Source organism: Sulfitobacter sediminis (assembly GCF_040811725.1).
GTDB lineage: Bacteria > Pseudomonadota > Alphaproteobacteria > Rhodobacterales > Rhodobacteraceae > Sulfitobacter > Sulfitobacter sediminis.
Genome location: NZ_JBFNXX010000005.1, coordinates 1 through 22,761, shown reverse-complemented (window position 1 = coordinate 22,761; position 22,761 = coordinate 1). Strand labels below are relative to the sequence as shown.

17 protein-coding genes are annotated in these 22,761 nt (G+C 53.9%); 10 read left to right on the top strand and 7 right to left on the bottom strand.

Features of this window, described 5'->3' with window-relative positions:
- Window positions 1-506: 506 nt before the first annotated feature.
- Complete coding sequence (locus tag AB2B41_RS07880; protein ID WP_367877227.1) at window positions 507-2,204, bottom strand: phospholipase D-like domain-containing protein; 1,698 nt, start codon at window positions 2,202-2,204, stop codon at window positions 507-509.
- Between the two features lie 612 nt (window positions 2,205-2,816).
- Here AB2B41_RS07880 and AB2B41_RS07875 point away from each other — a divergent pair.
- The gene (locus AB2B41_RS07875; RefSeq protein ID WP_367877226.1) at window positions 2,817-3,227 is read left to right on the top strand and encodes a helix-turn-helix domain-containing protein; all 411 of its coding nucleotides are present in this window, start codon (window positions 2,817-2,819) and stop codon (window positions 3,225-3,227) included.
- A 461-nt stretch (window positions 3,228-3,688) separates the two neighbouring features.
- Here AB2B41_RS07875 and AB2B41_RS07870 read toward each other — a convergent pair whose 3' ends face one another.
- Window positions 3,689-4,960, bottom strand: coding sequence for a hypothetical protein (locus AB2B41_RS07870; RefSeq protein WP_367877225.1), 1,272 nt, complete (start codon window positions 4,958-4,960; stop codon window positions 3,689-3,691).
- Window positions 4,961-6,133: 1,173 nt separating this feature from the next.
- Here AB2B41_RS07870 and AB2B41_RS07865 point away from each other — a divergent pair.
- Together AB2B41_RS07865 and AB2B41_RS07860 are read left to right on the top strand one after the other, a co-directional pair.
- The gene (locus tag AB2B41_RS07865) at window positions 6,134-7,045 is read left to right on the top strand and encodes a tyrosine-type recombinase/integrase (protein ID WP_367877224.1); all 912 of its coding nucleotides are present in this window, start codon (window positions 6,134-6,136) and stop codon (window positions 7,043-7,045) included.
- A 106-nt stretch (window positions 7,046-7,151) separates the two neighbouring features.
- Window positions 7,152-7,610, top strand: coding sequence for a response regulator (locus tag AB2B41_RS07860; RefSeq protein ID WP_367877223.1), 459 nt, complete (start codon window positions 7,152-7,154; stop codon window positions 7,608-7,610).
- Between the two features lie 297 nt (window positions 7,611-7,907).
- Here AB2B41_RS07860 and AB2B41_RS07855 read toward each other — a convergent pair whose 3' ends face one another.
- The gene (locus AB2B41_RS07855) at window positions 7,908-9,080 is read right to left on the bottom strand and encodes an adenylate/guanylate cyclase domain-containing protein (protein WP_367877222.1); all 1,173 of its coding nucleotides are present in this window, start codon (window positions 9,078-9,080) and stop codon (window positions 7,908-7,910) included.
- Window positions 9,081-9,316: 236 nt separating this feature from the next.
- Between AB2B41_RS07855 and AB2B41_RS07850 the strand changes: the two genes are divergently transcribed.
- A complete protein-coding gene (locus AB2B41_RS07850; RefSeq protein WP_367877221.1) occupies window positions 9,317-9,691 on the top strand; it encodes a nuclear transport factor 2 family protein in 375 nt (124 codons plus the stop codon).
- Window positions 9,692-9,960: 269 nt separating this feature from the next.
- Here the strand turns inward: AB2B41_RS07850 and AB2B41_RS07845 are convergent, their stop codons facing one another.
- Window positions 9,961-11,514, bottom strand: coding sequence for a phytoene desaturase family protein (locus AB2B41_RS07845; protein ID WP_367877220.1), 1,554 nt, complete (start codon window positions 11,512-11,514; stop codon window positions 9,961-9,963).
- A 329-nt stretch (window positions 11,515-11,843) separates the two neighbouring features.
- On the opposite strand from AB2B41_RS07845, the gene AB2B41_RS07840 reads away from it, so the two are divergent.
- The 4 genes from AB2B41_RS07840 to AB2B41_RS07825 all read left to right on the top strand — a co-directional run bounded on the left by AB2B41_RS07840 (window position 11,844) and on the right by AB2B41_RS07825 (window position 18,736).
- Window positions 11,844-12,767 carry an endonuclease/exonuclease/phosphatase family protein gene (locus AB2B41_RS07840; protein WP_367877219.1) on the top strand — a complete coding sequence of 308 codons (924 nt, stop codon included), beginning with the start codon at window positions 11,844-11,846 and terminating at the stop codon, window positions 12,765-12,767.
- A gap of 320 nt (window positions 12,768-13,087) precedes the next feature.
- Complete coding sequence (locus tag AB2B41_RS07835) at window positions 13,088-14,398, top strand: adenylate/guanylate cyclase domain-containing protein (protein WP_367877218.1); 1,311 nt, start codon at window positions 13,088-13,090, stop codon at window positions 14,396-14,398.
- Between the two features lie 213 nt (window positions 14,399-14,611).
- Complete coding sequence (locus AB2B41_RS07830) at window positions 14,612-16,417, top strand: adenylate/guanylate cyclase domain-containing protein (RefSeq protein ID WP_367877217.1); 1,806 nt, start codon at window positions 14,612-14,614, stop codon at window positions 16,415-16,417.
- 594 nt (window positions 16,418-17,011) lie between these two features.
- Entirely contained in the window at window positions 17,012-18,736 is a 1,725-nt protein-coding gene (locus AB2B41_RS07825; RefSeq protein ID WP_367877216.1) for an adenylate/guanylate cyclase domain-containing protein, read from the top strand.
- Between the two features lie 219 nt (window positions 18,737-18,955).
- Here AB2B41_RS07825 and AB2B41_RS07820 read toward each other — a convergent pair whose 3' ends face one another.
- Entirely contained in the window at window positions 18,956-20,197 is a 1,242-nt protein-coding gene (locus tag AB2B41_RS07820; RefSeq protein WP_367877215.1) for an adenylate/guanylate cyclase domain-containing protein, read from the bottom strand.
- A 236-nt stretch (window positions 20,198-20,433) separates the two neighbouring features.
- On the opposite strand from AB2B41_RS07820, the gene AB2B41_RS07815 reads away from it, so the two are divergent.
- The gene (locus AB2B41_RS07815) at window positions 20,434-20,973 is read left to right on the top strand and encodes a GNAT family N-acetyltransferase (RefSeq protein WP_367877214.1); all 540 of its coding nucleotides are present in this window, start codon (window positions 20,434-20,436) and stop codon (window positions 20,971-20,973) included.
- Window positions 20,974-21,219: 246 nt separating this feature from the next.
- Here the strand turns inward: AB2B41_RS07815 and AB2B41_RS07810 are convergent, their stop codons facing one another.
- Together AB2B41_RS07810 and AB2B41_RS07805 are read right to left on the bottom strand one after the other, a co-directional pair.
- Window positions 21,220-21,438 carry a GDCCVxC domain-containing (seleno)protein gene (locus AB2B41_RS07810; protein WP_367877213.1) on the bottom strand — a complete coding sequence of 73 codons (219 nt, stop codon included), beginning with the start codon at window positions 21,436-21,438 and terminating at the stop codon, window positions 21,220-21,222.
- A 36-nt stretch (window positions 21,439-21,474) separates the two neighbouring features.
- On the bottom strand, window positions 21,475-21,936 hold the full coding sequence (locus tag AB2B41_RS07805) for a hypothetical protein (protein ID WP_367877212.1): 462 nt from the start codon (window positions 21,934-21,936) through the stop codon (window positions 21,475-21,477).
- A gap of 257 nt (window positions 21,937-22,193) precedes the next feature.
- Between AB2B41_RS07805 and AB2B41_RS07800 the strand changes: the two genes are divergently transcribed.
- The gene (locus tag AB2B41_RS07800; RefSeq protein ID WP_367877211.1) at window positions 22,194-22,700 is read left to right on the top strand and encodes a TSUP family transporter; all 507 of its coding nucleotides are present in this window, start codon (window positions 22,194-22,196) and stop codon (window positions 22,698-22,700) included.
- Window positions 22,701-22,761: the final 61 nt, after the last annotated feature.

The following is a 22,761-nucleotide window of genomic DNA, read 5'->3' as shown; positions in this document are numbered from 1 at the left end:
CTTGCAAGCGGTCACGGACAACGCAAGACGCAAACCGGTCGGTCGATCACCGTTTCTGGCACGCTCCGGCATGTGGGCTCCATCGACGTCTTGGGCCGGGACTTGCCCGCTCTGCATCCACGCCATTCGGATTGCATCATAACTGTTCGCAGACGGCGGGGTGACTGAAGCTCGGGGAGGTCGTCGCGTCAGCAAACTGACCGCAGATGGCTACAAGGACGGCAGGGCGTTCTCGATCTGCCTTGCCCGTCCGTCTGGAGACCCCTGTTACTCAGAACCAGATCGCCTAGCGCTAGGCAATCTTTGGTGCCTTCAATGCTGGAATCTCACGCTACCACTCGCTGCAAGTCCTGCACGCCAACTTCATCGTGGAGTGAGGGATGACTCTATCCACGCATAAGTCCCGTTTGGGGTTTCCTGCAATCGCTCAATATGTGAGCAATTGAGAGCGGCAGGAGATCGAAGGCCCGCCAGACAATGCGATCGCCGTTATGTGGGCGCGAAACTCACAATTCATCCTCGATCGGAAGATGGGCAAAGAACCACTCCTCAATTCTCTGAAACCCTCGCAAGGCCGGTTCCGCATCCAAGACCATGCCATTTCCCATCCAGACAATCTTTCCATCGTCCTTGAGGGCGAGACGCCAAGCGTTGCTTTCGTCAAAGTCCGGTTCGGTCAGTTTGAGAAGGTCATTCGCCAGGGACTTGCTGTCGACAATCAGAACCAGTTCCGTGTTGATCCTCAAAGACCGCGGGTCGAGATTGGCGCTTCCGACAACAACGTGCCGCTTGTCAACGATCATGTACTTGGCATGCAGCCCCAGATGTTTCTTCAGCACCGGGGGCAAGATGTAGCGCGGACGAATGTCGGCAAGTGTGCGCATCTCGTGCACTTCGGCTCCAAACGACAGCAGTTCTGCGATATGCCCCCTGTAGGCCGCGTACGCCGAAATATGGTTGTTCGAATTGATTGAGTTGGTCAGAAGCCGAACGCGGACGCCTCGGCTGACGGCACTCTTGAGGGCTTGGACAAGGCCAGGTGTAGGTATCAGATAGGCCGAAACGATGGTGACCTCGTCACGCGCCGATGTAATCAGCCGCGAAAGTGCATCAGCAACCTGAACAGGCCTGTCTTTCAGAGCTTCGGGGCGATCTTCCGGGGGGCGATCAGCAATCAGCTTGGACCTACCGCGATGCGACTGCTTGACGATGTCACGCCAGGCCGCATCGCGGCTCTCCTGAGGCTCTCTGGGGTACATGCGGTCAAGCTCCGCAGCCTCGCCCTGAACCTTTTCTCTGGGCACATGGGCAGCCCGGACGCGGCCAATCTTATCCACCGGGAAAGACCAGCGATCGTTCCAATAGGTGTCGAATGAGCCGCTGATCTTCTCGACGATAGGACCACCAACGAGAAGCTCCATGTCCCGGAAATTCGCCGCATCATCGAAACCGAAATACTCATCAGCAAGGTTGCGTCCTCCAACGATGGCAACCTGATTGTCGACCACCATCGACTTGTTGTGCATACGATGATCCAGCCTGTCGAAATCCCCGAGATTGAGAACGAACCGTGTCATCGCACTGTCCGCGCGACGCTCATAGGGGTTATATATGCGGTACTGTACGTTCTCATGGCGATGCAGTTGGAGAAGATGCTGATCTTCCCCGACAAGGAAGCTGTCGTCGATCAGAATGCGGACATTGACCCCCCGATCGGCGGCCGCCAGCAAGCGCTCCTGTATGACGCTGCCAACATCGTCGAAGCTCCAGATGAAGCTTTGCAAGTCAATCGAACTGGTTGCTGAATCGATCGCGCGCAAGCGCCAGCCAAGCGCGCCTCGCCCTTCGTTTAACGGGACCTGCCAGTCTGAGCCCCTGATGGTTTCGATTTCAGACCATATGCCACGCGTGACAGGGGGTGGCGTGGTTTCTTCAGTGCCCTCGAAAGGAGTTAAGGCTGTACAGCCTGCAATGAAAATCCCAATCAGGAACGGCAGGTAGCTTCTCAAAATGTGCATGAAGTGCTTTCCTCGTTCCAAAACTATGTCAGATTTCAGCGGGCCCGCCAAGAACGCGTCGGCGTGCGCCAAGGTGTTCTTGATGGACTTGAGGGAAAGACCTTGTCGCCGTCCGATAATCTCGGCGGCTTCATGTTCTAGGTCAGGAAGTACTAGCTGGGAGATGGAACTGAATTGAAGCTCCATTTGCCCGAGCCATCGTTGCGGCAACAGGGCTGACATACGCAATGAGCAATACGGGTCGAAGCACTCTGCGCAATATGAGGCCCTTGTCCATGAAGCTGAAGAATTAGACCACCGACCCTCGGCAAGTGTCTAGCCTGGAGCCCAAACCGCCACGCTTCCACACTACGCGCATATTCTAAACTTGAGTTGGGGGCTCGCCTATGAACAGTTTTCTTTGGTTTCTTTCTCCCGTTCGCGACACGCGGCTCAATGTCTGCTTGGTGTGAACAGCTTGTTCCGTGGCCTTTGAAATGCGCCATACAGGGGAGGTGTGGCGGTTTTCTACCCGAAAGTTTCTGATGCAGTTAGAGCTACCTATAAGGATTGGAGCCGTCAGCACCGACCATTAAAGAGACAGGGCTAGAGCCGTCCGATGTGCTGTCTAAGACTTCCTGCAACCTCTTGTCACTCGAGCTTCGTCGTACTGGTGCTGAAGGGTGGTTTCTCCAAGGCCGCACGCAATCGGCATATGTCGAAACGGGTCGCTTCACCGCTTCGCAGAAGGTCCCGTGCGTCGCCTTCTATCACTGAACATCCCCCGACACACGGGGCGCACTTGTTCAGGAGACCGACATGACCCGACCCACATCCCCGACAGCCCGGCATCTATACGACGCAATCGAAGCGTCCTCCAAGACCCAGAAGGAGATCGCAAAAGATGCTGGCTTTGCCAGTCCCAACATCCTGTCAATGATGAAGCGCGGCGAAACCAAAGTGCCGATCAGCCGGATACCGAGCCTTTCCCAAGCGCTGGATATCGACCCAGGGGAGTTCATCAACATCGCGCTGCACGAATACGACCCCGAACTGCACGCGGTTCTGATGGAGCATTACGGGGCGGGGCTAACGCTTGCAGAACGGACCCTGCTGGAGGTCTACGACGAAGCACAGCACGTTGCACCTTTCGTCTTGGAAGCCGGGCTATGTGACCTCTTGCTTGAGCTGTTCGTCTATTCTGGCCGTCTGCAGGCGGAGATTGGGTGACGAAAGGGCTCGGGAGTGTGCAGTTATTTTACCCCTAGAGACCACTGCCGAGTTTCACTGGGCCGGGCTCAAGTGGGCTGGCTGAACCCTTGTATTATTGACGTTGCCAGCGTTGGCTTCATGCGGGCGGGGAACCCAATCCAGGTGTCGACCTACTAACTGAGATCAGACCAACAGACAGACACAAGACAGACAGACACAAGACAGACAGACACAAGACAGACAGATAAGAAGAAGAGAGGAGGTCAGGCAGAGAGAAAGGGAAACAAGGCACTGATGAGAAGGGAAAACAAGGCTCTCTGAGAGCAAGGCTCCCTAGGGAAGGCTGAAGCTTAGGAAACCAGGCATCTCCCTCTTTCAATATTTGCAAACTAGGCGATCGCATCGGGCAGTGACCTTATCCCAATGATTATTCATCTCTCCCGGGGGTGCATCCCCATTAGAAGACTCCAACCTGCCAATCAGTAGTCTCTTCCCCATCCCCGCTCCCATGTCTCATGCAGTCTGTTGAGCGCTTTGGAAACTCGACGGTTCAGATCAGAGTAACGACGGCATTGCCCGGTGCTCATCAGTTCCCTCCTGTCTCGAAGCTTCCTCCCTGATTTCGCAGCGTCGAGCTTCAGTTGGACATCTTGGAAATATGCGAGCCCAGCAACGCCTGACTTGCTGAAGATCTCCCATTCATCTCGGTTTGGTTCTGATGGGTTCTCGGTTGATGGGGTGAAGGTCGGTAGGCCGAACTGCAGAAACAAGTTGAAGCCCTTGAGCCCTCTTGTGGCGATGTCACCGAGATAATTCAGATCAACGTAAGCTGGGCCCAATCTGTCTAGAGGGACCTCATCTATGAACGTCAACTCGATCCGGGACCGGGATTGTTCAAAGGGTAGGGATTTAGCACCCAGTGCTGTTCGCTGATCTGTGATCTTGTCCATGCAGCGGAAGTGCACTTTCTGACCCTTCTTACCGTAGTAGAACGTTGCATCGAGATAGGGCTGCTGATGCAGGCTTGGGTGTAGGATCGACAGGTCTTCCACTGCGATCCCAAGTGCTGCGGCATCTCGGGCGAGCTTTACTTTAAGCCGTCCTTTGGGTTCGTCGAATACCTTTGGAGTATTTGTCTCTCCATCGGTATCGTAGGTGAACCTTGGTCGAGATCCTTCTTCCCGGTGTGCATCATGAACGAGGACATGCTTTCTAATCAGGTCAGTCATAATCATGCGACGGGCGGCATACGCCTCAGGAGTTTTGGCTAATTGAGCTATAGGGTAAATATCCAGGGACAGTTCGAGACCAACTAACGGGAGTTCGTCGAGCTCAGTTCCCTCGCTACAGTATCTGTCTAGGACAGCCCTGAGGAGCGACCTCAGCCCCTTTGGTTGGGGGTCTTGAAATCGGATGACAAAGGAGCGCCCAGTCGTACCGCGTCGTCTGGTGGGCCCTCCCACGAAGCAGCTCCTGAATGCTGAGAGTTCTGCGTTTTGCTCTGTAAGCCAGCGCTGAATCCTCCACGCGTAATGCTCTTCCTTCGTTTGCAGGTAAATCTCAAGCCAGTCGAAGACGGCCTTTACCTGGTACTCCGACAGATTGATCAGTGGCTCTGCGGTGAGCCGCCCACGGAATCGAGCTTGGCGCAATTTGAGAGGAACAGTACTGTAGTTCAAACACAGATGTTCCGGATCGATTGTTCCGGGGTACGCAGGATCATTGAACAGGAGTGGGCAAGACTTGATCATGCTTTTCAATCAGGAACGCGACGTGGCAATTGCAAGCTTATGGCAACATTTTGCGAGGGCGGGCGAAGTAAGGCATTGAGATATATGTAGAATAAGGCGTCTACGAATGCGCCGTTTTCCGGTTCCGCCCCGTAAAGTCCGAGCGAAGACAGTCTCATGACAAAGAAGCTCGCTGTTTGCACAGACCCAAATCTTACCCAGCAACGATCGAGCAAACGCTCACTTGCTGACATCTATCCCTTCTCAGACTTCAGCTCTCTGATGGCCCGTAGCCCAGTTCGGTATGTCCAGGGTTTCCCCTGACTGTTCTTTAGACCTTCTGCACCGGCGCTTTGGAGGAATTCCCGGAAGCTCGTCCCGGGAGTGTTTGCAATGTGTTTCGAATACGCTTGTTGAAGGGCTGTCGCTGCCTGTCGCGCAGAGGTCGAACGGGCTTTCGCTGACATCTGTCGGGCTTTTGCTGTCTGTGCAGCCCGCTGTTCGTCGGATCGATCTCTGCTAGGCGTTCGTTTCTTGAGGGGTGTGAGAAGAGCGTTTCGAATGAGCATCGACATCTCTTGCGACAGGTCATTCAGAGGTCTTCTTTGTCTCAGGTCTCGGATGTAATCAGAGTATTCCAGAAGCGCTCCCCACAGCTCCGGTCTGAACGCTTCATCTGCTGCTCTGAACAGTCGGGCATAGTCGTCGATCGTGAGACGTGCAGGCAAGCCTGTCTTCTCGGCGTTTAGCCGGTAATCCTTCAACAGGCGAAACAAGTTCGGGAGATCATCTCGTGATCGGATCTTCCGTGCATAGTCATGCCCCATGATGTGCAGCTGAGCATCTCCGCGGGCGGCCTGTTCTTGAAGGGCCAACAGCTGCGTTTGGGCGCCCGGAAGTTCCTCTACAGGGCTGCCGTATCGGGGGCCGTGGGAGACGAGAATATAACCGGGCAAAAAGGGCATTTCGTATCAGGATACGTACCGGATGTGTCAGGGTTGGTGGACCTCGTCACCCTACCATGAGCGGTCGGTTGGCACCATAGGGAATACCATGAAATGGCGCAAAAACAATGGCTTGACTCCACTTTTCGACCGACAAGCGACTACGATCCTGCTATAATGAGGGTCAACGAAATCCACCGAGAGAAACCCCCCTGTGACCCATACAGAAAGAACCGTTCATCATGCCTGCATGAGCTGGCTCAAGACCTGTCAACGCAACGAGTTGGAGCGCTCGACCATGAAGGCCTACAGCAGTCACGTACGCATTCACATCGACCCTAGGATAGGCACTCTTCTGCTCAGCGATCTCTCGCGAAGTGACGTCCGGGACTTCATGTATGCGTTGCTGGATGACGGTGTCTCACGTGCGCATGTGAAGAAGGTCATGGTCAGTCTGCGATCGATCCTGTCGGAAGCCGTCGAGCGGGAGTGGGTGACCCACAATGTCGCGGTAGACGTCAAGCTGCGGCGCAAGGCGCGAACCGCCGAAGATGAGAAGATAATTCCGACAAAGGATGAGATCAGGCTGATCATCGAGAAGGCGCCGCAAAGTCATCGGGCAATGTTCGTCACGGCGATCTTCACCGGGATGCGCATCTCGGAGCTACGCGGGCTGACCTGGGACTGCGTGGATTTCGAGCGCCGGGTGATCAAGGTTGCCAAACGGGCTGACGAGTTCGGCGAAATGGGGCCGCCCAAGAGCAGGGCAGGGGTGCGGGATATACCCATGGCGCCGACTGTGACTGAGACACTGCGCGCCTGGCGGTTTGACGCCCCCGGAAGTGACGCGAACCTTGTCTTCCCCAATGGGGCAGGGAAGGTGCAGAACTACTCCAACATCTACAACCGCGTGTTCAAGCCTATGCTCGTCGCCAACGACATCGTCGATGATCTAGGCAGGGCGAAGTTTGGCATTCACGCGCTCCGACATGCGGCGGCATCGCTCTTCATCGAGCAGGGGTGGAATCCGAAGAAGATACAGACCCTGCTCGGGCATGCCTCGATCACCATGACAATGGATACCTACGGGCATCTGTTCGAGACGCCCGAGGAAGATGTCTCACTCTTTGAAAAGCTCGAAAGCGATCTGATGGCGGCGTGAGGACGCTATCCCGCAAAATCTGTCAGTCAACTTTGAGAGGCACCGCTTAGGAACCGAAAACCCTGCGAACCTCTGTTGCCACCACCAGCTGAGAAAGGAAAGCCAAATGCTGAATACGTCACCCAACAAGGCAATGCTCATTGTAGATACTGACGAGGCATTCCGTGATTGCCTCGCTTCAGACATGCGGAAGCGCGGTTTCGACGTTCGCACTTGCGCAACTGTCCAAGAGAGCATGGCCACCATCGAGGCAAATAGTCCTAGATATGCGATCATCGATATCCGGTTGGGTGAGGACAACGGTCTAGTTGTTCTCAAAGCTCTCAACCAATCCTCTTCCGAGGTGCGGTCAGTCATTCTGACAAGCCATGGGGATGCTCGAACGGCAGTTGCGGCCATCAAGCTTGGCGCCTGCGACTATCTTCTGAAGCCGTCAAGTGCCGAGGAGATCATCGGCGCGCTTGTTGGTTCTGCAGACGCATACCTCGATGCGCCCGAACCCCCAGTTTCAGTCGTGAAGTCGCAGTCGGGGTACTTCGAAGAGTCCTTAGACGCTGTCGCCTAGACGGACCCGCTACGGAGATTTCGATGGCCAAGTGTTTCATTGTCTGGCGGCTCACCGTGGGTCTATGGTCAAATCCAAGGCCACAGACCAATGATCTGGCCATCGAAACTTTCCTACGATCGCGGATCCGGCAATTCGCGAGATAACCAATCTCAGGTGGTGGACTCGATTGAGGGGACTACTCCACAAATTAATAAGTCTATTTATCAATACGAGCCGTTCGCTGCGACTGTGTTCAACGTATCATATGCGGGAGAAGCGGACCTTTGATTTCTGCGGGCAAACACTAATAAGTAATCAATAGTCCTCGATTGCGAACACACGAACTGGCTCTTCAAATCCTTTGAATGAGTGTCTTCCCAGATCTTCCGAGACGCCATCGATAAGACGAATGACCTCTTCTGAGCATACTATGCGTTTACCGAGTGAAGCACCGATCTCCAATAGACGCGCAGTCAGATTTACCGTCGGTCCGACAACGGTGAAATCCATACGATTGACGCTCCCGATGTTACCGTAATGCACGTCTCCCACGTTCAAGGCCGCCCGAAAGTTGAGCACTGATTGCCCGTCAGTTTGGCTCGACATCGACCTGCGCGTTTCTTCCAGGGTCGCCAAGGCACCATCGACAGCCGCAACTTGCGCGGCCCTGTCGTCTGGAGTGGGAAATATGGCCATGGCGCCATCCCCGATGAATTTGAGAATTTCACCGCCATTCCTGCACACTCCTTCATCAAGCACGGAAAAGAAGCGATTAAGGAAGCTGATAGTATCTTCAGGTGGCATCGTGTTGGAGAATTGTGTAAAGCCTTCGAGGTCGATGAAGAGCACGATTGACGGGATATTCTCGGTATCTCCACGACGAATGTTACCGGTCAGAACCCGCGCTCCGGCATCTCGCCCGACGTAGGTGGACAGGACTGCGATGGTACTTTCGTGCAACACGAAGCCCTCGGTAACACGCGCTATTGGCGCTTGAAGGCTGCGGAACGCCTCAATTTGATCGTCGCTGAAGCCACCTTCAGCTTTGGTCATGGCGACTGCGACGTTGAGATCGGGCGTGTACCTCGAGTGCAAAGGCAGGCAAAGGCTTTGCACATAGCCCCTTTCCCGTAGCGCCGTCATATCCGGCCTTAAGTCGAAATCGGGATTGTTGCCAAAAGTGTAGAGCAGCACCCGGCCTGTGCTGCTGCAGACTTGGCCCGGCGTACCGATCCACTGCTTACCTTCCTTGAGTTGTCGCGGTGTGAGCCTGCTTGTTCTGGGGCCTGCAGCCTCAGTCCAGTAATCAAAACGCCCAGGCAATTCGGGATGCATTAATGTCTTGTAGATGCCAAAGAAATCTACGGGAAGACTTGCGGCTTTAAGGCGACGACCGATTTCGGCATTGATCTCGCTGAAGCCTTCTGTGCCAGGTGCTCCCGCTACCAGCCAAGAGTTGAGAGCCGATAGCCGTGAATTTCGATGCATGGGCAGCCTCCTACCCACTATCATAACCCAACAACCATGCATATGCACTGGAGCTATTGGGTAGTAAGGTCAAAACTGACGAAGCAAGAAACAACTGGGCCGGTCTGCAGGTCTGTTTTTCGGGTGGAAGAGAGCTGGGAACCGGGCCTTCGTCTTTGCTGAAGAAGAGGTCAGCTAGGCGGACATTTCAGACGTCCCGTGGTAAAAACACTTGATGGCGGCTTACGGGAACATCGATGAGCACCAATAGCGAGCAAGAAGCGATTAAGGCCGTAGTCGTGGAGTACCTTGAGGGAATGATCTATGGCCAAAGAGATCGGCTGGAGCGAGCGATGCACCCCCAATGCATGCAGGCGGGTCACTTCGGGGGTAGCTACGAGTTTTTCGACCGCGACACTTTCATTTGCTCGCTCGAAGGCGAGGCTGCGCTGCCGCCAGGGACACCGTACCGCTGGGAACTACTCTCTATCGAAATGACAGGCGATGTCGCCGTGGTGAAGGTCGAGGATGATTGTTTCGGCACGACGTTCACGGACTACCTCACGCTAATAAAGCATGACAACCAATGGCAAATTGTGATGAAAGCATTCTTTGACCATGCCAATGGCTGAACTTGCTTCTTCGCAGAAGCACCAAGAAGACCAGCTATTGGCTCGCCTAAGACATCTGAGCGAAAAGGTCAGATGATCACTCTTCGGCGTAAGCAGCCTTCCGAGCCGACAAGACCGTTGAGCCACGCCCGAATGACGGCTTCCAGCGGCTCCAGACGTTCGCCGAAATCGACGCGAGGACGGGAGCGCCGGACGAAGCGGGCGTTCGAATTTGTCTACCAAAGTTTGCTAGGCTGCCGTTCCATGGTGACGCGCACAGAAATCACAACCTATTTGGGAAGTTCGCGCCAGACCCTCGGGTCAATGCTGGCCGCGGCGAAGATTCCACCCCATAGGGCTCCGGGAATGCCCGGGGTCAAGACGTCCTGACCTGAAAGGATAAGGCCCGGCACCGGAGTCTTTGCCTGAAGTGCGCCACTCAGCACGCGTTCAGGCGTGACGTCTATGCCGTAGAAACCGCCGTGATGATGTCCCGTGATCGCCTCGGTGGAAAGGGGCGTCGATAGGTTGCGAAATACCACGAGTTTGGCGAGGTCAGGGAAATATGTCTCGAACTGCGCGAACAGGATATCCTCGACCTTTGCCTTAAACTCCCGGTAGTCCTCGCCGCGCGCACCCGGCTCCAGCCCGGCCCATTTCTCCACCACCGACCAGTCGGTCCACGCCACGATCTCTCCGGCGTATTTCCGAGACGGACCGGGATCGTGCGCACTGTCCTTTAGCGAAGCAAACGAAACGAACATGCCCTGGGGTGGATTGTCGGGTGCGTCGGTCCAGACGACGTCCACCTTTCCACTTGGGTATATCCAGTGGTTCGAGCGGGTCGCTCCGGCATCCTCGATATCACCCTCAAAGCCCATGAACAGGCTGAAATGGGCCACCGAGTGGGGCAGCGCGTTGACTTCTTCGATCCAGTCCTGATGTCCGCTCCCCTCGGGTAATAGCGAGTTTACGGTCTCGCGCGCCCCGATATTGGAAATCACGAACTTTGCGCGGATTTCCTCTCCCTCTGCCGTACGGACGCCAACGGTCCGCCCATCATCGAAGACCAGCGTTTCGACTCTGATGTTTGCCCGCGCCTCTCCCCCTGCCTTTGTGATCGTCGGCAGGATGTGCTTTGCTAAAGACGCGCCGCCGCCAGACGGATACCAGGCACCGCTCTCAAGGTAAGAGCCTGTAATCAGGGCATGCATCGCAAAGCTCGCTTTGCTGGGTCTGCCGCCGTGGTCGAACCACTGCGCGGCGAAGGCGGCGGCCAGATCGGGGTTGTCGGTGATCTCGTCGATAACCTCTTTCGTCGTACGCTTGCACCAAAGGTCGATGGCGTGGCTATGCCACCACTTCATAGCCGACCCAATGATCTCAGGCATCGCACGCGTAGAGGTGGCCGTGAAGGACGCCTGCCTGCCTTCTTTGAGCGCAGAGAACCACGCTTCGATTGCCTTGGCCTCGCCCGGAAACCGATCCTTAAGATCGCGCTCCTGCGCCTCGTAAGGTCGCGACAGGGACAGAGGCGCCGCATCTCCGATATGCAGATTGTCATAAATCGAACCCATTGAGGTGAACTCGATCGGCGTGTCCGACAGCCAGTCCAGCATATGGCGCTCGCGATCTTCCGGGGCGACGCAATTGAGGTAATGGATGCCCGCATCCCAGGAGAAACCTTCCATGGAGAAGCTGTGGGTCAGACCTCCAAGCGTGTGGTACTGCTCCAGAAGAAGGACCTTGTGCCCAAGCTTCGACAGCGCGGCGGCTGCGGCCATGCCCCCCATGCCCGATCCGATGACGATGGCATCCCAGCCCTTGTCTTCAGAGGTAGCCAAATCTGCTCTCCTTCGTATCCAAATGGTTAGGTTAGAAAATATCTCTGCGGGTAAGGCTAACGCTTGGTCGCAACATCCGACTTGATCGCGATCAATTTAGTTGTCGAGCCCAGTTTCTCGCTTTGCGGTACCATCGACTTGTGCGGCAAGGCTTTCAGGTAAATCAGCAGCTATCGCAGTCTTCGGTCATTCAAACCCGGCGCGGCGATGGTAAATAAGGGCCCTTGGCTTCCATTCGCTGAACTATGCATGAGTGTCAGCTATAGCTACCCTTTATTCAAGGAAGGCTTTGCACGTATCCTAAGTTCAAGAGGAGGTTGAGCACCTAGATGCGCATCGCAACGTTCAATCTGCAGAATCTTAGGTTGCGTGAGCGCCAGGGTCAGCTTGTGTTGGATGGTGCCGTTGACCATGATTTTGATAACCGCCCACGCTCAATTGAGCAGGATATCTCAGATCGGCAACTGACCGCCAAAGTGATTGCCGAGGTTCAGGCCGATGTTGTCGCGCTGCAAGAGGTTATTGACGAAAAGACGCTTGAGTTCTTTTGTGATCACTTTCTGGTTCCAGCCGGTGCTCCAGATTACCCAATTCGCATATGTCTGCCCGGAAATGATGGGCGTGGCCTTGACGTAGCGGTTCTTGCAACAATCAAACCTCTGAAAGTCAAAAGTCACGCGCATCTCACCGGAGCGGACTTCGGTCTTGATGAGCTGCCGGACGACCTCCGGGATCGCCCGCTGTTCCGACGCGATTGTCTTCAAGTGGACTTCGAGAATTTCACGCTCTTTGTGTGTCACTTCAAGGCGCCCTACCCAGACACCGAAAAGGCGTACCTCGTAAGGGAGGCAGAAGCACGCGCAGTACGGAAAATTGTCGAGGCACGCTTTCCCGAACCTGAAACAGCGCGATGGATCATACTTGGAGACTTCAACGAACCTGAAATGAGCAACGTGGATCAGCCGTCTGCGCTTGCTCAATTGAGGCAAGGGTTTGCGGTCGGACTATTAGACCGCATGAAGCCGGGAACTGACTGGACTTTTGAAGTGCCAGATACGCATGCCCGGTCGCGGCCGGACCGGATATTATTGTCGCAAAAACTTGCAATGGAGTACTCAGAAGCCATTCCGCAGATTGTGCGAACCGGGATGAGCCATTCATTTGCAGACACTTCCGAAGCTGGTTACGCAGTTCAATCGAATAGCCAAGCTAGCGATCACGCTCTCGTTTATGTGGTCTTACCAGACCTTTAGGCCCACGCTAGCTAATGCATTGCATTTGCATGAATGCTTTGGGTTGTTAGCTTTCATTCGCAGCGCTATGCATGAATGTCAGCTAAGACCTTGTTTCGTGACCTTTGAGAGGCACTGCAAAAGGGATGCGATAGCTGTTTGCTTCCCGAGCAACTTTGGCTCCCTGTAAGGATTGGAGCGGTTACCGCTGACCATTGGGGAGACAGGGCTTGAGCCGCGCAGTGTGCTGTCTAAGACTTCCTGCATGTGATGGTTGCCTGAAATTCTTTGTCCCCGTAGCGTAGGAGGTGTTGCCAGGTTCCTAGAAAGGAGGCCGGGCCATGATGCCCAGAACGCAATACGCCAAAAGTGACGACGTGCATATCGCCTACCAGGTCTATGGGAAAGGGTCCAAGAACCTCGTTTTGGTCCCGGGGTTCATATCTCAGATCGAAACTTACTGGGAGCAACCGAATTGGGCAAAATGGCTTGAGCGTTTAGGGCAGTTTACTAAGGTTGCGATGTTTGACAAACGTGGCACGGGCCTGTCCGATCGAGGTGTTGCCGTACCTGACATGGATAAGCGCATGGACGACATCCGCGCCGTCATGGACGCCGCAGGTATGGATACAGCCTATGTCATGGGGATTTCTGAGGGGGGCTCGCTCGCTTCCGTTTTTGCGGCCTATCAGCCACAGCGTTGTGAAGGCCTCATACTCTATGGTGCTTTCGCACGTTTCGAGTCGTGGTTCCCCACAAAAGAAGCTTTGGAGGAATTGTTCGAATACGCCGAAGACAATTGGGGCAGCGGCACCGCGCTCCCGCTGTTTTGCCCGGAGACTGGCGACGAACCATCATTTCAAGAGTGGTGGGGTAAGTATGAGAGAACGGGGGCATCTCCTCGTGATCTCATTGAGATAATGAAGGTGAATAGTCAGATCGACATCACGGATATTCTTCCTTCAATCAAGGCTCCAACTCTTGTGCTCCACAAAACAAAAGACGCGCTCATAGATATCGAAGGCGGTAGAACACTGGCCCAAATGATCCCTGGGGCGAGACTCGTGGAGTTCTCTGGGAGAGATCATTTTGCATTTATGGGCAATGAACGTGATGAAATACTGGTGGAAATAGAGGAATTTGTGACGGGTGCTAAACCAAAGCCAGTCTTCGACAGGGTTCTTGCTGCTGTCGTATTTACCGACATCGTCGACTCAACCGCGATTGCACAAGAGTTTGGGGACGAGCAATGGCATACAAGGCTCGAACAGCACAACGCTCTCGTTAGGGAGCAAATCAGAGAATTTCGTGGCCAGGAAGTGAAGTCGTTAGGCGATGGTTTTCTTGCGACTTTTGATGGGCCTGGGCGTGCAATTCACTGCGCAAAAGCGATAGGCGAAGTGGTTTCCAAACTAGGACTACGAGTACGCATTGGTGTGCATACGGGCGAAGTTGAGATTGCCGCGAATGACGTGCGTGGAATTGCAGTCAATATCGCGGCGCGTATCGCTGAACTCGGCGACGGTGGAGACATTGTGGTGTCTCGTACAGTGAAAGATCTTGTCGCAGGTTCAGGCCTTGATTTCGAAAGCCTCGGGCGGAAGAAACTGAAGGGGCTCTCTGAAGAGTGGCATGTGTATAGGGCACTGTGACAGCGGTCTCGACCTTGCTGCCGTCGGGAGCGCAGCTATGGCCTGAGTCATCCTTTCGGATGACTGTTTAGGCACAATCGACGGTCACTCATGCCGAACTTGCAAAGACCCAGCGTCTGGTTTTTGCACTGCCGACTGCCCTATTCGTTCGTCTTGAAACGCAAAGCAGGCTAATATGATCGCAGAACAAGCCGCTGATGCGGAAGACATGATATGTCGAAGGAAACGAACCGAAGACTGGTCGCGATACTAGCCGCTGACGTTGCAGGGTATTCGCGGTTAATGGGAAGGGATGAGGACGGTACGCTCGCCGCTGTCCACGATCTGCGCGACCATATTCTGGAGCCAACCGCGAAGAGTGTTTCTGGTCGCTTGTTTAAGTCTATGGGCGACGGATTTCTGTTCGAGTTCTCTAGCGTGGTTGCTGCCATGCGCTTTGCTGTCGAAGTGCAACTTGCTTTGAACACCTGGAATGCGAAACGTCAGGCCGCACCTGACCTAGAGTTGCGAATGGGCTTGAACATCGGCGATGTAATCACTCGCGACGATGATCTTTTCGGTGACGCAATAAACATCGCTGCACGTCTAGAAGCGATAGCTGATCCCGGCGGAATCTGTATTTCGGAAGCTGCAATGCAGCAGTTGGGCGACCGTATGTCGCTGGACGTCGAAGATCTTGGCGAACGGGCACTCAAGAACATTGAAAAGCCGGTCCGCGCCTTCCGCGTGCGATCAGCCTCTACGCCACGCCCCGCGAACCTAAGTGCAGAAACGGATCTGCTGACAAAAGATCCAGCCGCACAGATGCGGTCTTATAACTTCCCATCTGCACGTCCTTCTCTGGCAATCCTGCCCTTCCGAAACATGTCAACATCCCCGGACAGCGCATTCTTCGCACAAGGTATTTCGCTCGGGATTCAAACGCTTCTGGTGCAACTGCCGAACATGTTCTTTGTGAATGCGTGTGGCCACTCGGGTTATCGTGACGGGTCCGTTACCGCATCGCAGGCATTGGAGCATATGCCAGTTCAGTACGTGGTCGAAGGGTCGGTTCAGCAGGCTGGCGCCCAAGTGCGGGTCAATATTCAGGTCACGGACCTGACAAATAACACGGTCAAGTGGGCGTCAAACTATGATGGAACTCTCGATAACATCTTTGCCCTGCAGGACGAAATCGCGCGCAACATTGCCGGAGCTTTGAGCGCGGAGTTGATCGGCGGTCACATGGCTCGCGATTTCACAGGTGGCCTTGATGGATCGGAGTCGTGGGAACATTTCCTCCGGGGGATCAATTATTTCTACCGCATGACGAAGGCGGGTCATGCACAGGCTGTGCCGCATTTCGAAGCCTTGGCCGAAGCACATCCGAATAGCGCGATCGGCCCCTGTTATCTTTCAGTATTGCATTTCTACGCTGCCCGTCGTGGATGGTCTCCTGACACCCGCGCAGCGCTCTCTGAGGCTGAGAGATGGGCGCGCCAAGCTTTGACACTAGAAGATGGGAACAATGGGCTAGGCCACGCGGTTCTCGGGGCTATCGCGTTGGAAAAGCACAAGTATGATGAAGCCAACCAACTGTGCCATATTGCTGTTGGATACCGCGCGAGTTGTCCATTTGCATACGGCCAGTTGGGGATCACTCAGACCTACATCGGTGAACCAGAAAATGGGATCCGAAATATTCGGGGTGCGATTGCACTGCGGTTGGGAGGACCCGTGCCGCTGGAACTGAACGCGCTGGCGGTGGCCTATAGGGATTCAGGCGACTTTGACCTTTCTCTAGCGGCCGCAGAAGAGGCAATCCGTATCGAGCCGGAGTACTTGGATGCCTTTGTAACAAAGACCTCTGACTTCGCGCTCAAGGGTGACACTGAACGCGCTAGAAAGACAGCAGAGGCGATCCTGTCCGTCAAATCGGATTTCCGGATCGCCAGTTTTATCGAGCGTGAACCATATCAATCGGCCGACATGCGACGTCGCATTGCTACTGCGCTGCAGGCCGCCGGACTACCGGAGTAATTGATTGCAAATGAATTCCGGCTGTCATTCGCCAACTGTGCATGAATGTCAGCTTGGTGCAAACAACTCGACACTCGGGTTTGTCTGCGTAGGGAAAACACAGATGTTCCAGATTGGTGCTCTGGCCTTCAAGTTTAGGCAGCCTCCGATAACCTGGACTGGCCGACCGTCTTTGTGTCGGTCTCAAGCTTGATCCCCATAACCCCTGGTCGGATTGAAAATCCTCGTGTCGGTGGTTCGATTCCGCCCCCGGGCACCACTTTAGCCATAAAAATAAGGCACTTCAGCATCGCACAGTTTTTACTTCCTGCGTTGCACAGTCATCGCACAGTTTTTCGTGCGTTGCTGGGTGAATTTGCGGGCTGAAAGACTGTGTTGAACACAGTGTTTGGAATCGTTGTGTTGAACACACTGTTCGCAACACACTGTTTGCCCACAGTAACTGCAACACAGTTCATCCCCACAGTGTTTAGAAACACTGTCGAAGACAGCCTGTTGCAGCGCTTTCTCGCCTCGATAAATTTAGAAGCAAAACAATCGTAATTCTAGAACAGAGCGCCACGACAAGCTAAAGTTGCCCCAGAGGTAAATGACGTGAAGCGAAGACTGGCAACAATATTGGTCGCGGATGCTGTAGCGTCGACCGCCGCTATGGAGGCTGATGAAGAGGCGGCTGTTGCGCTGATTGAGCGTCATTTCCAAGCGTTTTCCAAGACGATGTCTAACTACGGTGGTCGCGTATTTAGCAATGCCGGGGATAGTTTGCTTGTAGAGTTTGACAGCCCGATTAACGCACTAAGAGCCACGCTTGAAGCCCGTGCTCAACTCGCTGCCGAAGGGCAAGACAATGCGATGCGCTTTGGTCTAAATCTTGCTGACGTAGTCGTAGTCGGCGACGATTTACGAGGCGATGGAGTGAACATCGCTGCTCGTCTTCAGAGCGCTGCTGCTCCAGGCGAAGTTTTAGCCTCAGAAACTGTTTTCAACAACGTAAGACGGAATTCTCCCTGCACATTCCATGAGCCGGAAACTCTTGAGTTAAAGGGAATATCGGAGCCTCTGGTTGTTTACCGCGTCAAAGCGATCATGAACCGTCATCTTTATCAGATTGATTCTACTCGCCCAGAAGCGAAGGTCTCACGGAGGCCAAACTCAGTAGCTGTCGCTCCATTTTCAGTTGCCTCGTCTGCAGATGAGGATCAGTCGTTTCTTGCCGAGGGATTTACGGAAGACTTGATACTTGAACTAAGTCGAGTTCGAGACCTGTTTGTTGTGTCACGAACAGCGGCGGATGTGTTGCGTGGTCGCGATCCTGTCGAAATCGGAACGAAGGCTGGAGTCGGGTATGTTCTCTCTGGTTCGGTACGTAAACTTGGGTCCAAGGTTCGCTTGAATATTTCCCTGACGAGCACGAAGGATGGCGCTGTAATTTGGTCTGATCGGATTCAAAGACCATTCGACGAAATACTGGATGTCATGGATGACATTACTAGTCGCGTTGCGGCGACAGTTTTTGGTCGGATCGAGCAGGCGGAATTGGATGCTGCGAAGATTAAACGCCCGGGATCGATGTCCGCCTACGAGCAATACCTACGTGGCCTGGAACTTCACAGGCTTGGGGGTGTTACACTTGACCTCTTCCGTGACGCTATGCAGTGGTTTGATCAAGCGATCCAAACCGACGCAACGTTCAGTCGCGCTTACTCCATGCGGGTATGCTCAGCATCCAATCTCGCTGATTTTGATGTTGAAGAAGGCCAAAGACAGATTGAGAAAGCCCTCACGTTGGACCCAAATGATCCGGAAGCACATCGAATTATGGGAATGATGCAGCTGCGCATTCACAGGAACTTCGATGCCGCGCGGAGACACTTCGAGCGGTCAATGCAACTAGCACCTTCTAATGCCTACATTATCGGGCGTGCGGCAGCGTTTTATATCTTTGATGGCGATCCAATCGAAGGGTTGCGCTTACTTGACCGTGCTGAAGCCATGGACCCATTCTTACCGGTTTGGGTTACCGAAGAACGTATAGCAGCGCTCTATTGCCTTGGACGCTACGATGAAATGATGGCAACCGCCAAGGCTCTCCCATTTCAAACTCGTCGCAGCAGGATTTACAGAGTGGCAGTACACATGAAGCAAGGTGAAAAGGAAGAGGCCGAAAGGCTTGTGGCTACGCTGTTGGTCGATGATCCACAAATCAATTCGGATTTCATCGTTTTCGAAGACATGTACCGCGACGAGTCAATAATTGATGAACTTGTTACCAGTGCGCAAACGGCAGGTTTGCCGGGTGGCGTAGCGGTGTTTGCATAACAAATTAGGGCGATTTAGCATTTTCTTTGTCTTCGTCCCACACTGTTTGCCCACAGTAACTGCAACACAGTTCATCCCCACAGTGTTTAGAAACACTGTCGGAGACAGCGTGAAGTGTGCCGACATTGGCAACGGCAGCAATTCTGCTATAGGCGGTCATCTGATGGTTTCGGTCAGGTGTCTCGGTTGAGCCCAATCCGGGCATGCATGTCGGCTTGATTAGACTTTCACACCAGCCAACCACCAAGTTTCCACTGCTCCAAGCCCCTTCACCTCAACGATCCCTCGAGGCTCGAACTCGTAGTCACCTTCCAGCTCTTCCTTGGCAGCAGTTGTAACCTGAATACGTCCTGGTTCACCGTGGCTCTCCATGCGGGAAGCTGTGTTCACGGTCTCGCCCCAGACGTCATAGAAAAGCTTTCGGTTCCCAATGACCCCTGCTACCGCTGGTCCCGCATGCAGGCCGATGCGAACCTGTAATCCTTCGGGGAAGTTAGTAGACATCTCTTCCACTGTACGCTGCATATCCAAGGCCATTTCAGCGACCCTGTGAACTGGGTTTCCAACCGGTGAGGGCATCCCTGCCGCAACCATATAAGCGTCTCCAATGGTCTTGATCTTCTCTAAGCCATGTTTCTCCGCAAGGGCATCAAAGGCAGTGAAAATCTTGTTCAGAAAACCCACGATCTCTTCTGGTGGCAGCGTGGCGGCACGGGGCGTGAAATCCACGATGTCGGCGAACAGGATAGCCACCTGTGGAAGACTGTCAGCGATAGTCTGATCCGGTTCTAGTTTCAGTCGCGCTGCGATATCTTCAGGCAAAAGATTGTATAGAAGCGCTTCGGAACGTTTGTGCTCAGCCTCCAGTGCGTCTTCGGCCTCATTGGCTTTATCCAGCAGCAATAAGACGGTGCCTGTTATGAAAGCCATGCAGAGAAGGATGGTCGAAGTTCGAAGGATCGACAGAAGCCTTTCGTCAACAGAAATAAAACTTGCTGGGCCATCAAATGCGTTGACCGCGATCACAAGAGAAATGGCGGACATGATGAAAACGAAACTAACAAGAATCTTATGGTGGCTGCCTGCTATAAGAAGAACTATGAGCGGAGCCTGCAAAATGAAGAAATATAGTCCTGCATCTCGTCCAAGCATCCAGGTCAGTAGCAACAAAGTTGTGTATGCATTTCCGGAGCCCAAGACATTACCTAGAACAACATTCCTCTCGACGACAAATGGATTAAGAAGCTGATACGAAATCAGCAGAACAGCCAAACTAGCCGGCCATAATCCTTCGGCGTCATAGGCTAGAAAGCCAACAGCGTAGATGATGGCGGCTAACCCAGCCGTTAGAGAGAAAAGATTGCAAACATAACGAGCCCTGTTGCGACGAGACGGCTCACCATCCAAGCCCAGTTCCATGTAGGCAGCAAGCAGCTTACGTAATGCGTAGTATGTGGCCAAGGTGATGGATCCTTCAGCGGTCTACTTAACAGTGTATATCATGAAGAATACACCACGCATCTTACTTCGCCTGGCTGGAACAAGAGGGCTGCCGGGTTTGTTCGCTCAGCAGGCCTTATTGCTAAATGCAACTAATGGCTGGAACGAGCCCAAAGCAACCCGAATGAGTACAACGTACTTGACACCGGCAAGACGTGCTGCAGGACAGGACCAACAAATTGGAAAGGGAAGATAGGGTGGATTTTTCTGTCAAGAGAGACGGCGCTGAGGAGCAGATTGTCGACCTGTTTACAGCAACGTTCACCGCATCTGAGGGAGCCGATGAAGGCGACTTGATCGGAAGCCTTGTGAGCAACCTGTTGGGCAATACACCACAAAATGACATCTATGTTTTCACCGCAGTTGACGAAGGGGAAATGATCGGCGGGGCCATCTTCTCCCGACTTACCTATGCAGATGATCCTCGCTCAGTGTTCATCCTATCCCCGATGGCCGTAGCAACCGATCGGCATGGGCAAGGGATTGGCCAGGCTCTCCTGAAGTACGCATTGGCTGTTTTGCGTGATAACGGCGTTGATGTGGCGATCACCTACGGCGACCCCGCATTCTATGGCAAGGTCGGGTTTCTGCCCCTCGACGAAGATACTGCCGCAGCGCCCTTACCATTGAGTTTCCCCGAAGGATGGATCGGTCAGTCGCTCACGGACGAGCCATTGATTCCCCTCAAAGGCAATTGCACTTGCGTCGCCGCGCTGAATGAACCGGCGATTTGGTGAGGACGTCATAATCGCTCGCATAAGTCCTTGTCCAACGCCCGTTATGGCCGAAATCTCTGCTGTTGGCCTGATCTCAGCCAGTGTTTGCTCTACCCAAAAGTAGTCGTCGTTGTGATCTCTAGTTTGTGCGCCTGTATCGCATCACTGTCGTTCTCCGGCTGACATCACCGCACCGGCAACACACTGTTTGCCCACAGTAACTGCAACACACTTCTTCACCACAGTGTTTTGGATCACGCACATTGATCAGCCGCAACACGACCCACCTTCTTGGATCGGCGGACAAGGCACGGTTCCATAGGAGCAATAGACACAGCAGTCGCCTGGTAGAGGCTTAAGCACGGCCTTGCATGAGGTGCACTCGTAGAACCACTGGCAGGCATCTGTCGGCATGGTCTCGACTGCCTCGTGGCCACACTCGGGGCATGTGATTGCACTTTCAAGGATGATGTTCGGATCATTCATCGTGTCACGCCAGAGTTTTTGAAGATCGGTGTGCGTTCATTCAGGTGCGGGGCCGACGGTCAGCACCTTGCCATTGCTCCAAACCAGCGCTTCATAGCACACTTCTGCGCCAGCGCCCCCACACCAGCCTCCATCACGTCCAATCAGAAGGATACGATCGGGACCCCAATCAATGAGCCGCCAACCAGTTGCCTGCCATGCCATCGTCTCACCATCTACAATGAGATTGAGCATGCAGCCACCTGTCCCGCAGTAGAGCGACACAGCGGAAGAGCATGCGTATTGGCTTTCATCCACAAGTTCCGCGTTCACGGTACCAAACTGTGAGCGCAGTTCGATCTCGGTGACAGCATCGCCCTGATCAAACTCTCCGTTTTCAAAGCTCTGGCAATCTGCTGCCGCGCGGTCGATCAGTTGTTGCGCTTCGGGTGAAACCGCCATTGCCGAACCAGCGCTCACAGCAAGTGCGACCAAAGCAGCCAAAATCTTTTGGACCATCTGTCAATTCCTCCCGTTCAATCGGCTACACGACGTCTAGCGAGAGCCAAAGCAACCGTAACACACTCTTTGCCCACAATGTTTTGCAAAAGGTTCTTCCCCACTGTGTTTGGAACACGGTCGAAGACAGCTTGTTGCAAAATAAAGTTGGGGAACGGCAGCAATAGTGCGTTCAGCGGACAGAAGCGGAAGTCCTGCGCTATGCATGAACATTCTAGGGCTTCCATACGATCCTCAAAGTTATCAATATTGGACAGATGAGCATCCTTTCCATTCTGCCCTTGTTAGCCTGGGGTGCGTTCGTCGGCATCGTGTTTTCCACGATTGGAGCCGCCGGAGGTATTCTGGCGTCCTTTGGACTAATCACGCTTTTTGGATTGGTTGATCCCAACAGTGTCAAGCCGATGGCCCAGTTGTTGGTCCTCGCAGCGACCATAACCTTTATCCCGGGTTACCTCCGGCGTTCGCGGCTAGTCTTGCCTCTTGGCTTGCTATTAGGGGGAGGAGGTCTGGTAGGTGCCTACGTTGGCAGCACATTGTCGAGCTATTACCTTTCTGACATGAACACTTTTCGCCCGTTGTTTGGGGTGCTGACGCTGGCGATAGCAGCACAGATCTTCTGGAAACTTTATCGAACTCACTCTGACGCTCAGGAGGCAGTCGAAAAACCTCATGCGAATTTCGATCACAAAGTTTATGGCGTTTCGACATCCTGGCGCTTCGTCGCATTTACCTTTGCCAGTGAAAATGACCCAGCCCCCTGAAATCAGGCCACTGAGGTGTTAGTAATCCGTCCAAGCAAAGGATGGACTATGAAACGCAGAT